At 55.7% G+C, this 12,626-nt stretch carries 16 protein-coding genes; 9 read left to right on the top strand and 7 right to left on the bottom strand.

Going from position 1 to position 12,626, the window contains the following annotated elements:
- Positions 1–178 precede the first annotated feature (178 nt).
- On the bottom strand, positions 179–505 hold the full coding sequence (locus BLV09_RS34360; RefSeq protein ID WP_146690585.1) for a hypothetical protein: 327 nt from the start codon (positions 503–505) through the stop codon (positions 179–181).
- Between the two features lie 242 nt (positions 506–747).
- Complete coding sequence (locus BLV09_RS34355) at positions 748–1,182, bottom strand: nuclear transport factor 2 family protein (protein WP_146690584.1); 435 nt, start codon at positions 1,180–1,182, stop codon at positions 748–750.
- Between the two features lie 174 nt (positions 1,183–1,356).
- Between BLV09_RS34355 and BLV09_RS34350 the strand changes: the two genes are divergently transcribed.
- Positions 1,357–1,554: a hypothetical protein gene (locus BLV09_RS34350; protein ID WP_244548891.1), complete on the top strand. Its 198-nt coding sequence runs from the start codon at positions 1,357–1,359 to the stop codon at positions 1,552–1,554.
- Positions 1,555–2,008: 454 nt separating this feature from the next.
- Positions 2,009–2,278, top strand: coding sequence for a hypothetical protein (locus BLV09_RS34345; protein ID WP_146690583.1), 270 nt, complete (start codon positions 2,009–2,011; stop codon positions 2,276–2,278).
- Between the two features lie 589 nt (positions 2,279–2,867).
- On the opposite strand, the gene BLV09_RS37775 is transcribed toward BLV09_RS34345, so the two are convergent.
- The gene (locus tag BLV09_RS37775) at positions 2,868–3,104 is read right to left on the bottom strand and encodes a LysR substrate-binding domain-containing protein (RefSeq protein ID WP_197685006.1); all 237 of its coding nucleotides are present in this window, start codon (positions 3,102–3,104) and stop codon (positions 2,868–2,870) included.
- Between the two features lie 100 nt (positions 3,105–3,204).
- Positions 3,205–3,627: a winged helix-turn-helix transcriptional regulator gene (locus BLV09_RS34335; protein WP_146690582.1), complete on the bottom strand. Its 423-nt coding sequence runs from the start codon at positions 3,625–3,627 to the stop codon at positions 3,205–3,207.
- 116 nt (positions 3,628–3,743) lie between these two features.
- On the opposite strand from BLV09_RS34335, the gene BLV09_RS34330 reads away from it, so the two are divergent.
- The 3 genes from BLV09_RS34330 (at position 3,744) to BLV09_RS34320 (ending at position 6,549) form a co-directional block, all read left to right on the top strand.
- Positions 3,744–4,616 (top strand): NmrA family NAD(P)-binding protein, encoded by an 873-nt coding sequence (locus tag BLV09_RS34330; RefSeq protein WP_146690581.1) that lies wholly within the window; start codon positions 3,744–3,746, stop codon positions 4,614–4,616.
- Positions 4,617–4,760: 144 nt separating this feature from the next.
- Positions 4,761–5,120 (top strand): DoxX family protein, encoded by a 360-nt coding sequence (locus BLV09_RS34325; RefSeq protein WP_146690580.1) that lies wholly within the window; start codon positions 4,761–4,763, stop codon positions 5,118–5,120.
- An 895-nt stretch (positions 5,121–6,015) separates the two neighbouring features.
- Positions 6,016–6,549 carry a cupin domain-containing protein gene (locus tag BLV09_RS34320; RefSeq protein ID WP_244548890.1) on the top strand — a complete coding sequence of 178 codons (534 nt, stop codon included), beginning with the start codon at positions 6,016–6,018 and terminating at the stop codon, positions 6,547–6,549.
- A gap of 136 nt (positions 6,550–6,685) precedes the next feature.
- Here BLV09_RS34320 and BLV09_RS34315 read toward each other — a convergent pair whose 3' ends face one another.
- From BLV09_RS34315 to BLV09_RS34305, 3 genes are read right to left on the bottom strand one after another with little or no spacing between them, the layout of a single operon-like run.
- Positions 6,686–7,117 carry a DUF488 domain-containing protein gene (locus tag BLV09_RS34315; RefSeq protein WP_146690579.1) on the bottom strand — a complete coding sequence of 144 codons (432 nt, stop codon included), beginning with the start codon at positions 7,115–7,117 and terminating at the stop codon, positions 6,686–6,688.
- A complete protein-coding gene (locus tag BLV09_RS34310) occupies positions 7,114–7,743 on the bottom strand; it encodes a DUF488 domain-containing protein (RefSeq protein WP_146690578.1) in 630 nt (209 codons plus the stop codon). The genes BLV09_RS34315 and BLV09_RS34310 overlap by 4 nt, the downstream gene beginning before the upstream one ends.
- The gene (locus BLV09_RS34305; protein WP_146690577.1) at positions 7,740–8,450 is read right to left on the bottom strand and encodes a dual OB domain-containing protein; all 711 of its coding nucleotides are present in this window, start codon (positions 8,448–8,450) and stop codon (positions 7,740–7,742) included. Before BLV09_RS34305 ends, BLV09_RS34310 begins: the two co-directional genes overlap by 4 nt.
- Positions 8,451–8,687: 237 nt before the next feature.
- Here BLV09_RS34305 and BLV09_RS37605 point away from each other — a divergent pair, with 237 nt between their 5' ends.
- The 4 genes from BLV09_RS37605 (at position 8,688) to BLV09_RS34290 (ending at position 12,593) form a co-directional block, all read left to right on the top strand.
- Complete coding sequence (locus tag BLV09_RS37605) at positions 8,688–8,870, top strand: hypothetical protein (protein WP_167558980.1); 183 nt, start codon at positions 8,688–8,690, stop codon at positions 8,868–8,870.
- A 110-nt stretch (positions 8,871–8,980) separates the two neighbouring features.
- Positions 8,981–10,135 (top strand): dsDNA nuclease domain-containing protein, encoded by a 1,155-nt coding sequence (locus BLV09_RS34300; protein WP_146690576.1) that lies wholly within the window; start codon positions 8,981–8,983, stop codon positions 10,133–10,135.
- The gene (locus BLV09_RS34295) at positions 10,132–10,680 is read left to right on the top strand and encodes a hypothetical protein (RefSeq protein WP_146690575.1); all 549 of its coding nucleotides are present in this window, start codon (positions 10,132–10,134) and stop codon (positions 10,678–10,680) included. The genes BLV09_RS34300 and BLV09_RS34295 overlap by 4 nt, the downstream gene beginning before the upstream one ends.
- Positions 10,677–12,593 carry a hypothetical protein gene (locus BLV09_RS34290; protein WP_146690574.1) on the top strand — a complete coding sequence of 639 codons (1,917 nt, stop codon included), beginning with the start codon at positions 10,677–10,679 and terminating at the stop codon, positions 12,591–12,593. The genes BLV09_RS34295 and BLV09_RS34290 overlap by 4 nt, the downstream gene beginning before the upstream one ends.
- Positions 12,594–12,626 lie beyond the last annotated feature (33 nt).

Below are 12,626 nucleotides of genomic sequence, written 5' to 3'. Positions count from 1 at the left end.
GGAAAAGCTGTGGCACCGGAAATCGCCCCCGACGTTCGCTATAGGTCAATCGCGTCATTGCTAGAGCCTGAAAGTTATTTCCGGTGTACCGCCGCGAACGGACATATTCTGAGCCCGTTGGCGCGACTCAAATGTGCCAATAAACGACGTCATTCGACTTTCGCAACATGGCAGCGCATCAAAACTGAAACGGACTGACCGAAATAGACATCTTCCCATCCGCAGCTTGTTCTACTTGAAAGTCTACCTCTTTTTGCGCTGTCGCATCCTCAACGGTCGCATACAACAGTCCTGTGCAAGTAACTACTCGCTTGGCTTTGTTTCTCGAATTCGTGCGTATTGTATCATCCAATCTGTATGCCGCGCCCTGTCTCGCCCTTTCCCAGATGGCTGATTTTTCAACTTCAGTGTTCGCATTACTTATCCTCGCCGCAACAGCGCTCGAATTCTTCACAGCGTAGTTGACAAGCGCATTGTTGCTGTCGTTCGAAAAGATCTTAACCACCGCACTGCGCGTCTCCAAAGAATCGCACTCAGGAGCTGCCCCGTTACAACCGCTCAGCAGAAGTAAGACAGGGAGACACCCTAAAGCTGTGTGTTCTTGCCGAAAATGCTTCATCGGAAATTCTATTATCTTGCGTCGTCAGAAGCCCGGGCGACGGTTGGTACCGCAAGCGCGTCTAGCCCTGGGGCCCACCTCAATCATGAGGGATTTGCTTCATAGAAAGATCTCCCGGGATTTATGTTTTAGCGAGCGCCCGCCGTCAGCGCGTTCCATGCCCCAAGAGAGTCCATGTAGTCTCTCCAGTGCACGATTTTCCGACTTTCAATCCTTATGATTGAGGCGAAGCGATTGTTATACTTCACACCTGTCGCGAGGATGGTCCCATGGACTTCATACTCGATTACGACGACACGGCCGTCGTCCGTCTTGTGGGTGATCAGCTTGTCTGCAGCCTGGAGCTTGATGTTGTCGACGTAGCCTGCGAACTGAGCCATCAGATCGGCACGGCCCCGGACAATGCGAGGCCAGTCGGGGAAGTCGTAGAGCACCTCGTAGACGACGTCATCAGAGACGATATCGAAAAAATGCTCGCCATCGACCAAGTCGCCTAGCGCCTCTCGGACCAGCTCGAAGTAAGGCCTGACGGCCTCGTAGGCAGCGTATTTCGAACTCGGCATCCTGGGCTCTCCACGCGTTTAGCGATGTTACTTACGAAAGGAGAGCTACATATATGCTGGAAGCTGATATCAAAGAAGGCACTTCCAGTAGTAGCTAACACCGAGGTGAGCTGTGAAAGCCCGAGTAGAACCGGCCACCTAGATCCTGCAGCGGTTTGCAGGAGCTCAGACCCGATGGCAGTGCAGGAACTGCTGACGAAGATCGGTGACAAGTGGACCATTTTCCTCGTCCCTCGCTCGACCTTCTCGGCGGACGCGCTCGATTTTCCGAGCTTGAACGCGCGTCCCGGGTATTTCACAGAGGATGCTGTCTTCGACCCTGAAGAATCTCGAAAAGACAAGTCTTTGTGGAGGACTCTTGGGTCCGGGTGAAGGCTGCTTGGTCTCGCAGTTACTCACGACAAACGACAGAGCCCGGCGCGGGGCCATTTAATCACGGTCTCCGGCTTCACGATCGCCAAGGCGCCCAGCACCTTCGAAGCCAAACGATACAAGCCAGCGAATATCAGATGGTCCAGCACCCCGAACGTCGGCCGTTTCGGCGATTACGCCGGAGCTCGACGCACGCCGTACCGCTGGACGATCCTAGCCGGCGCCGCGAGTATCGCGAGCATGGCCCCGAAGAATGTTCTTTGCCGGACACACGCTTATAAATCATGGCTTTATGCTGTGCGTATTATATGTGCGAAATGGAGGGCGGTATGGCGGTTTACGGATACTTGCGGGTAACGCTCACGGTGGAGTGATCGCGCTGAGCGGATGGGTCCAGCGTCTTGGGTGTTATTCTCTGCGCGTCCGGCACATCTTCCGCAGTGGGAGAAGCACAATGTCCATCCCCAAGCAACTCGGCGCGGCGGCAGTGCTGACCGCGTTAAGCTTCACACCGGCCCCGGCGCAGCAGGTGATGTCCGAGCCCGCTTATTGCGCGTTCTTTTATCCATATGCCAATTGCCAGAACAAGGGTCCAGGCAATCCCTATACCGACCCGAATTACCGGCGCAATGGAGGGCTGAGCTCGGGCCCGTGGCCGAGCGGTGGGACCGTCGGCGTCGCGCCCAAGCGGCCGCGGTCCGCCACAACAAAGTACCTGCGCTGACTGGCGAAGAACGAGCGCGATCGCATCCGTGAGCGCGTGCGCGACGCCAAGCGCCATCGCGCCTCACAGCACCTGTTCGACGTCTGTGCGTAGTCGCGTCCACCTAAGTTAATTAATACGCATGCCAGAACAACTTTTGCTTGGCAACCAAGGATGCCTCCTGGGAACCGGGCCTGCGCCGCGTGCCGCTGGCCTGCACGCCGATAGAGGCAGGCCCCGACAAGGTTCGATGTCCCAGTTGGCTCAAACTGAGAAGAACTCACTGCGAGTTTTCCGCTTTGCCCACGAACTCGGACATTGCTTGACGCCGTCCGCACTTCGCATTTGTGCCAACATGCGACATCCGCTACGCTTGCTTTCGTTTCGGTGCAGATCCAATTCTTGAACGCCGCAATTCCGGGATCGCCGTCAGCTCTGGATAAGATAGTAGGCAAGCTCGCAGTCCGCTGCGTCGCCGAAAGGACGAACGAGGCGGCCCGTCGCCAAATCTAAGGCGACTAACGTCGTCTTACCCAAGGCAATGCCACTTCCGTTGATCGCCGTTTGGTACGCTGCTGCTGAGTCGTTGATTTGCAGCCCACGCTCACAGTTAGATCTCCGGAAAGCTTGCTGCTTGCAGCCACGTGCGCCGCGTCGGGAATGCGCTTTCAGACGCCATCGAGCGATCATGGATGAGAGTGTGGTGCTTTAGGTCCTCCGGACCGCGCAACGGGTGCATCCCTTCGAGCAAGGCCGGACTGCAGACCGGAAAAAACGCGTCGCGCAGCAGGAAGGTAGATTTGAGGTCCGGCCAGCGGCCATCACCGTAAAGAATGCCGACATCCATTCTCTCGGCAGCGAGTCAACGAGCCGGCCGCTGGTATCTCCATCTGAAGCACGCCGCCAGACCTCACACATGCGATGATGCGAACTTCTGTTTCAGATCACTAGCGCGGGACATCACAGGGTGCTCCGTCAAAGCGGACGCGCGCGGCATGGATATCGGAATAACGACGGTCGGCCCAATCGATGAGGCTCGCCATCGGGTCCAGCAGGGATTGGCCTAGCGGGGAAAGGCAATATTCAACGCTCGGCGGCTTGGTCGGAAAGACATGGCGGGTGATAAGTCCGTCGCGCTCCAAGTCGCGCAGCGTCTGGGTGAGCATGCGCTTCGAGATGTCGCGGATGGCTCGGTGAAGCTCGCTGAAGCGCTGCGGTCGCGTCGCGAGGGTCATGATCATGAGTATGCTCCATTTGTCGCCGATGCGGTCGAGCACGTCGCGCACCGGGCAATGCACGGATTCTACTGACTGGGCGTCGTCCGATTGATATCGGCTGAATCGCTCGATCGCGCTCAATGCGTCGCTCATACGGGTTCCCTTTTTCTCTCCTGGTTACAAAAAACTGCCTCCTTACGGTGCAGGTCTAAGGTCTTTATATGAGACCTACCCTAGAATATAGACCATTTAGCACCGGGAGAATACGCATGTTTCTAGTTATGGGAGTTACAGGAAAAGTCGGCGGCGCGACGGCCAGGCATCTGTTGGCCCACGGCAAGAGGGTACGCGCGCTGGTCCGCAGTCGCGAGAAGGCGGCGGACTGGATGGACCAGGGCGTGGAACTGGTGGACGGCGACTGGAACGACACGGCAGCGATCGAGCGGGCGCTCGACGGCGTCGACGGCGCGTTCGTCATGCTGCCGGCAGTCTGGGCTCCCTCGCCGGATTTCAAGGAAACCAAGGGCGTCATCGCGAACTATGTCGAGGTGCTGACCAAGGCCGCGCCGCCGCGTGTGGTCGCGCTCTCGTCGATGGGGGCGAACCGGACCAGCGGGCTGGGAATGATCACCGCCCTGTCGCTGCTGGAGCAAGGCTTTCGCGACTTGGCGTCGCCGGTCGCTGTCGTGCGCGCCGGCGGGTTCTTCGAGAACTTCCTTTACGGCCTGCACGTCGCCCAGGGCGGCACGCTCCCAGTTTACTACAATCCGACCAGCCGGAAATCGACGATGGTTGCGACGAACGACATCGGTGCCGAGGTGGCGACGCTGCTGACCGGGCCGGCGTGGTCGGGGCATCGCGTCATCGAACTTGGTTCGATGGTCAGCGCGGATGAAGTCGCAGCGCAACTGGGCGATGTCATGCAGCGCGAAGTCAAGGCCTTCGCTATCCCGCGGGCCGAGTGGCCGGCAGCGTTCGAGCAGTTCGGCATCCCGAAGGGCCAAACCGGACCGGCTGAAGCGATGTTCGAGGCCGTCAACGCGGGCTGGATGGACCTCGGCGTCGCTGGCACGGAGCACGTCGCCAGCACAACGCTTCCCCGCGATGTCTTCGCGGCGGCCCAGAAGGCCGCCACAGCGTAGGTCCGCGGATCAGCGATGAGATGCGACTTTCGGACCTGCTCCGGAAATTCGCATCTCCTTCGGAACGAATGCATCGCGGCCGGCCGTCTCTTGGCGCGACCACACAGGTCCTCCGCGGCGCCCTATCAGAAAAGGGTTGGACAAATGTCAAAGATTTCCTGGCGCCAAGTCTCGGCCTTGGCACTTGCAGCTTTCTTCGTCGTGGGATCGCTCAGCAACATCTTCGCCCCTGGGTCTATCTACGAGGAATATCTGCGGTGGGGATACCCGCACTGGTTCCATTTCGTGACCGGATCGCTGGAACTCACGACCGCCATTCTGCTGGCGCTGGCACGGACGCGGCTGTGGGGCTCGGCGCTCGGCTGCACCGTGATGTTGGCGGCGCTCGCGACCGTCACCCTCCACGGCGAATACGGGCACGGGGTGCCGCCGCTTATCGCGGCGACACTATCAATAGTCGTCGGCTGGATTGCCTGGCGGAAGCGGCTCCCCAGCCCGGCATGACTGTCGCCACTAGAGGCCGAGGGAATGTCCGCGTGCGAGCGTTCACGGGTGAAAATCTCAACATCCGGGTCTTCAGGCGCCGCCGCTTCCGGAGCGGACCATCCAACCAGGGCGGTTTCGGGATCTACCCGCTGCGCGGCTCCTTGCACGTCCGGACGGAGGGTCCCAGCCGGCAGACATCGCCGGCCGCCGGCATGGACCGAACCGGACCGGCTCTCAGACGCCGCCGCGTCGCCCCCGGAGCGGCACGCTCCAGAACCTGCAGTGATTACCGCCATAGGGCAAAATCTCAACATCCGGGTCTTCACGGGTGTCGCACCCAGCATAGAGCTGTTGGTTCAGCTCCTCTCCACGAGCAAATGAGTTCGTGACAGTCCGGTGCATAATTCTTGATTTCTGTACCTCAGCCACGGCAGCGCGAGGTCCGTTCCGGGTCAAACTGAGAAGAACTCAGTGCGAGCAAATGTTTTCCGCTTTGCCCCCCGAACTCGGACATCGCGTGATGATGTCGGCGGTTCGCATTTGTGCGAAGAACCGAAGTGTCAAGATCAATTCGATCACCTCGTCGGCGCGGCATTGTTATTTTTCGAGCCCGGTACAGTAATGTATGGGCGCTTGTGTAACTCTCCAAGCCGCTTAACGTTTACGCTACATTGGTCGGTAACCGACGCCGCCGGCGACGATACGGCAGCGTCCCTCACTTGATTTCTGAGTACACGTGTCATTGTGATTGGCATCGCAGGGCGACGAGATATCCCATGATTTCTCATAAAATGGTCGCTGCACAATTTTCATCAAGTCGAGACGTCGGCGCCCTATGTCTCAGCAAAATGCATATGGCTTCCGAGTTGCATCCATCAGAAATTAGTCCAGTTGGTTGGCTGTCGTAATCTCAATGGGCAAAACCAAAAGCCCCGGGTTGCCTTCTCTTTGGAACGAGAGTGACGGCTTCAATATTAGGGAGGAGATGATGCTACGCCGATTGATTCCTTTGACTTTCGTGTTGGCGGGTGCGAGCGCGGCTTTGGCCGATGATATGAAGATGCCGACTAACTCTGGCGATCTCAAATGGGGTCCTGCACCGCCGACACTACCGAAAGGAGCAGAAATCACCGTTCTGTCGGGCGATCCGTCCAAAGACGGACTTTACGTTGTCCGCTTGAAAGTGCCGGATGGCTACAAAATCCCCGCGCACAATCATCCGACAACCGAATACGTAACCGTTATATCCGGTAATTTTCATCTCGGAATGGGCGACAAGCTTGATGAGAAAAACGGTATCGAACTAACGGCAGGTGGTTACGGCGAAGCACCCGCGAAAATGAATCACTATGCTTGGGCAAGCAGTCCATCTGTTGTCCAAGTACACGGTCAAGGGCCGTTCGCGATTACATATGTCAATCCCGCTGATGATCCGAGTAAGCAGTAACATTCGGACTCAACCCCTGCCGAACCGAGGACCCCGGCCGTAAGCGCTCTCAATCGCTATTCAACCGGGCCGGATGGCGCCTATCGAACGTTATGGAATTTTTTTCAACTGATAAACCGGCGAGGCACGCTCACCACTACAGGTGGACCACCTCGACGTCGCTCCACTTCCCCTTCAAATATTCAGCGACTAAGCGGCGATGGCAATGGTGAGGCTTGTCTTCGCTGCAAAGGAGGCAACCACCATCCAATTTTTCTCTGTCGAGATTTTCGATCTTGCGCTGAGCCATCAAATCTAAGAATTTCTCGGCATAAGCATGCCACGACCCTTTCGATTTCTTGTACTCATCTAATATGTCTTGAGTCGGCGCCAACGTGAGTAGATGTTCGTAGTCAATATGACAGATCGATTTTGTGAAATAGCGGAGATCGTCCTTTTTGGCGAACCCAGCCAGCTGCGATACGTTATTCAACCGAACGTCGACAAGCCTACGAACGTTTGCACGCGACAACCGGGTAAAAAAAACCTCTGCGGTCGTCTTGGTGAAGCCAATCGTGAACAATTTCATTCTGCATGCCTTATCGAAGCGTCCTGCTCGTCGTTCCCTGTTGGGCTTTCTTCACGATACGCTATTTCTTTGGATCGCTTCTCGTAAGCATCTTTTATGACAGCCGATTGCTCTCGAAACATATCTGCATTTGGGATTTGAAGCATTCCAACGAGCCGATTAATTGTGTCATCGTGTCGCTCTGTTTGTCCGTCGTAGAGAATATGAATCACCGGAATGCCAGCGTCTGTTAGCTCTCGCGCGACTAAAATAGTCCGATGGCAGTCAAGCGGCTCTTTCTCGGCGCACATAAGCGCAATACAGAATTCCTGGCGTCCGTCTTTCAAGCGCTTAATACCCTCCTGGAACAGATCACTACGCGCTAACAGATCGTATTGAACCTGACCGTTGCAGTAACAACTTCGATCTTGCGAACGCGCACCCAATTCTCGACCAAGAAAAACATACTTGATATGGGCCTCGCGAAGCTTTTCCTTCAGTTCGGGCCGGTTAAACTGAGGATTCATTCGACTGAACGGTCGTGAGCGCACGTCGGCAACGGCGGTTATGCCGTGTTTTTTTAAAAGGCCAACGAACCGATCAATGGTCTGCGTGGAGTGCCCGATCGTATATACAGCATCAGTCATTGCCGCCCCGTCACGTTTTCAGGCGTTATCACGGCAGCAACGAGCTTGGTCGCGTTACCATTAAGAATTTCCGGAAGGCTCAAGCAGAGGCGAGACGTCGGAACGTTGTACTTCCCATCAGGAAGGGCGAAGTATTTGGTCTCAATCCACGGGTCGGTCACAACGAAGTTGTACTGCGTATTGTTGTACGAAAATTCCGCGCGGACACGCCGTTCGTATCCGCCTATGTATTTCGATTCCTGAGCCACTACTAGCGTGAGGGTCTGAGGATTCACTAGCATAAGAGAGTTGGTCAAGATTTGCGCGATCGCTTCGGGAACCTTGTCATTCATCCCGTGATAGCTGCTCAATCCATCGTGCCAAAGAGCGCCGTTAGTGGTCTCCGTAGCGGCAGTGACATGGTTCCATGTTGTGCTCTGAAGCTTTTCCCAGCATACAGGCGCGATAACATGGTTCTCGGTCTGATAGTAGAGTGGCTGCGATTGTGAGCATGTAACCTTGATTACGTCGAGAAGTTTCGCACCCGTGCCATCGGCATAAGTGAGTTCAGCGTCGGAAATCTCATGCGTATTTCGCGTGCTCACCGGTCGGAGCCACTCAGTGTAGCTCTGCTGATTGAATGTTCGTCCCGCCACGCAATGTCCACCTGGCTTGCGCGAATTGGCAAGGCAGAGAAATGACTTCGTGTAAGGCGGCAGATAGGCCATTGCGCAAAGATAGTATGTTTTCGGCCAAAGTGGGAGTAGTCACCTAAAGTTCAGGCGATGGCTCCGTTTCTTCATCACGTCGCGGAATCCTTTCGGGCCACCGCCTGAAATCCAGCCATGGAGCCCACGCCTTTCTTCACGGAACGGCACTTTGCGGCTCATCCTAGCGGCTAAGGCGATGGGATACCGGGAAACGGGCGCAATGCGCCGGTGGCGTGATCAACCCAATCGCAGACAGTGGCAGATCCGCCAGCCAAGCTGAAGCCGATCTCCCGACCCGATGCGGCATTCCCGCTGATAGCAGAAGCGGGCGACGACGGCCAGGCGAGAGCGGCGCCGACAGCCGAAGCCGTCGATTACGAAGCCTTGCGACTTTTTCGTGCCGGTCTCGGTACACCACTTGCCGGGAAGAGCTATTAAACGTGCAACCGAAGCTGTATTATCGAAATTAAGCAATTCAGCGTTGCGGTTACCAGAAAAATTTGAAAGGGTTGGAGCTAACTGAAAAGCTACCGATTGAAACGCCCAGCATGTCCGACGAAGCAAGCACTGGTGAGATCGAGTGGCCATCCATTGACGACCATCATCCGCATGAGGAAGGCGGGCCGGCTGCGCGGGCAGGCCTTTCGTATCAAGACGAGATCGTCGTCGATATTTTCCTGGATATGATCGAAGATGCGACCATTCAAAAGGTGCATTGCGAGACGCACGACGACATCTTAATCAAGCGCGTGCAGGACGGCGAAGAGTTCGTCGAATACGTCCAAGTCAAATCGAATGAACCAGATACACTTTGGTCGGTCGCGAGCCTTTGCGCGAAAGGGGCGGATTCCGTTTGCGCAAAGTCGCTGACTCGCGATCAGCATAAAGAGACCGCACGCTTTCGGATTGTCACGCTGCGAGATGTAAATTCAGAACTCAGGCTGTTGACATATCCCTGCTACGGGACCGGACGTGAAACCACCTGTGCGGACTTCGGCGCGCTTTCGGTATCCGTAAAGGAAAGGCTTCCCGATTTCACGTCGGCGAAGGGAAGCGGCATCGAATATTGGCTTGAGCACTGTCTTTGGGACGTGCGACATGACCAAGATACGATCCGCAGCAAAAACGTGTTGCGCATCCTGAAGATCGCCATCAGTCAGAAATTTTTCATTCTGCCCGAGCAGGCAGAAGTCGTGGAAAGCGAACTGCGCTCGTGGGCTTATGACGCAGGGCGGGCATTCTGGATTCCCGACAGGGCTAAAAAGATCATAAGCCGCGCGGCACTTTTGGCGTGGTGGAATGATCGGCTTCAAGAACTTGTCGATGGAAGCTCCGACGTGTCCGGCGCCAAACTTCGGGAGAAGATGGACGACGCGAGTCTTTCTGACGACCAGATCAGAATGGCATTAGAGTTGCGGCGTGATTATGCGCAAATGATGCGTACGCCACGTTATATGAGCGAGAACGATGTCCAAGCGATGCAACGGCGGGTCAAGTCGGAGCTTGCCACGTTGCGTGCCGGACAGATGGCAGGCGAGCTGTCTGTTGACGGAGCGACCTTCCATTCTTTGTGCCTGCAGAAAATGGATGCCATTAGTCAGAACTCGTCCAACTCTGTTGATGACCGGTCAGCCTTTCTGAAAGGCTGCATGTACGACATCGCGGACAGGTGCCTTCATCGTTTCACGAGGCAAGAGCGATGAAGTCGATAAAACAAATAGGCTTCGCCCCGGTCAGCTTGCCTTTGTCTGCGGACAACATTGTTGAATTTCACGCAGCTAGGATACTCCTACTTATCAGCCTGTGCGGAACCGGCAACCGGATCGACGGATTGACAAAAATGGCGAAGCTGGATTTCTTCGTGAGATATCCAGATTTCTTCGCAGTCGCAAAGAACGCATCGCCGCCTGTTGCAGAAAGCAATAATACAGTCGAGTCCGCTATGGTCCGGCATCACTACGGCCCATGGGACAAACGATACTACCATGTTCTGGCCTATCTCGAAGCGCGGCAATTGATCGAGGTCGTGAAGAAGAAGAACGGCTATTTGATAACGCTGACGCCTGATGGGCGAAAAAGAGCGACTGCGCTCGCGGGAAAGCCGTCCTTTGCCTTGCTTGTTGAAAGAATGCGTGCCGTCAAAAAGGAATTTGGCTCCAAGAGCGGCAGCACGCTCAAGAAACTGATTTACAATTTGTTTGACGAGGAAGTCGGCAAGAAGCCCCTCGGAGAGGTGATACGCCGATGAGCACGCCAACGCTTCGCATTATGAGAGTGGAACGCCGAAAGACAGTCGGAGCACCGGAAGAGCTAATCTTCGAGGACGGTGTCAATGTCCTTGTCGGCCGCCCAAACACTGGAAAGACGCGCTGGCTTCAGACGCTCGACTTCCTGCTTGGCGACAGCGGAGCCAATCCGTTCGAGTCCGACATCGATGAGCATCTTGCCATCAAATACGGTGGCGCTTCCGCCATAATGCGCGTCGCTGATGACACCCTACACGTCGAGCGGAAATGGGACGAACTGGGCGCAAAATCAAAGGTCTTCGTCAACGGCGTTCCGATGGGTTCGCAAGATTTTCAGCGCCTGTTACTAGAGAAGCTGAACATACCTTTGCTTCACTTCCCGAAAGGCAGCCCGTACTCCGGTCAAACGTGGCCGGAACTAAGCTTTCGGATGCTATTACGACATATATTCCGCCAGCAGCGGTTCTGGACCGATATTGCTGACAAGCAGCCAGAAGGTGAACAACACGCCTGTCTGCTTCAGTTCTTAGGCTTGGCCGAGAGCGTCTTTAGTGACGAATACGGAGAACTAATCCGATTGAAGACTGAAGCCGCCAAACTTCAGGCGCGACGGGAGCAATATGAAGCGACCTTGCAAGAGCTGGCGGGTGATGTACTGGCGGATGCCGACTTCAAGGGAGCTATAACCATTGCCCGCGTTGTGGAAGCGCAAAAGCGGCTTGAAGACAGCGCTAACGAGCTTCGCATTAGACGAACCGAAATTCTCGAATCGATCCGGACGAACTCATTGCCGGCAAGTGGACGCGTTCGCAGTCAGGAACTCGGAGAAAAGCGAGCCAGTCTCGTGATCGGAATGGAGGAATTAAGCAAGCGAGCGGCGGGTGTCACCGAACGTATCGCCGAAATGAAGGCTTATCAGGAGACCCTTAACGGGGAACTGGAGCGCTTGAGCCGTGTCAGCGACGCAGGAGAATTGCTGGCCGACTTGCGTGTAACTCATTGCCCGGCTTGTGATCAATCGGTAACGAATAAAGCATCGAGGCCCCATAGCTGCTTTTTATGCAGTCAGGAGTTACCCGACGGACCCGCGATTCAGGAGCTTGGTGCGGCCAGGCTAAAATTCGAGAGCGAGCGTTTGAACGGGGAACTAGCCGAGGCGCAACAACTGCTAAGTCTTCTTCACCGCGACAGCAAGCGCATCGAGGTACAACTCGTAGATTCTAAAGAGACCCTGAAGATGGTAGACAACGAACTCGCACCCTTGCGTGCGGCTGTTTCTGCTTTGGTCAGCGAACAGATCAGCGCCACAGACATGGAACTCGGCGAACTGAACGAGCGGCAACGGCAGCTCGGTCGGTTAAAGGGTGCTGTAGAACTTGGCCTGAAGCTGGGATCTGAAATCACCGAGATTGAAAAACGCATCAGACCCCTGGACGAAACTGTGAGCGCGATGATCCGCGCAACCGACTTCGACGACGCCAGTAAGGTACTGGCAGATGGAATGAACGAGTACCTGCATGCGATCGATCGGCTAAAGCCGGGCACCTGGCCGCACAACGACGTGTCATTGGACATTTCGGCCAATTCGTTCAGATTCAAAGTTGGATCGAAGAAATGGCAAGCCGCGCTGGGAGGAACGGACTCCCTGTACTTCCTCATGGCTTACCACTACGGACTGTTGACGCTGAGTGCCCAGGCCCAGTGCCATTATCCAGGTCTGGTAATTCTGGATATGCCCGCCGAATTTGCTGGTGAGCTGATCGAAGATAAAGAGAACTTCATCGTCCAGCCGTTCATCGAACTGTTGGAACGAGAGGAGTTCGCCCAAGCACAGATGATTATAACCGGCGCATCGTTCGCGGGGCTTGAGGGCGCTGCACGTAGACACCTTACTGAGCTTCACATTTCGAACTAAGGGTGCCGGTTCTAAGGGCGGCGGCAGGCCATT

Origin of the sequence: Bradyrhizobium canariense (assembly GCF_900105125.1) — a bacterium.
Classification (GTDB): Bacteria; Pseudomonadota; Alphaproteobacteria; order Rhizobiales; family Xanthobacteraceae; genus Bradyrhizobium; species Bradyrhizobium canariense_A.
Note: the sequence above shows the minus strand (reverse complement) of the source record. Positions and strands in the feature narration are given on the sequence as shown.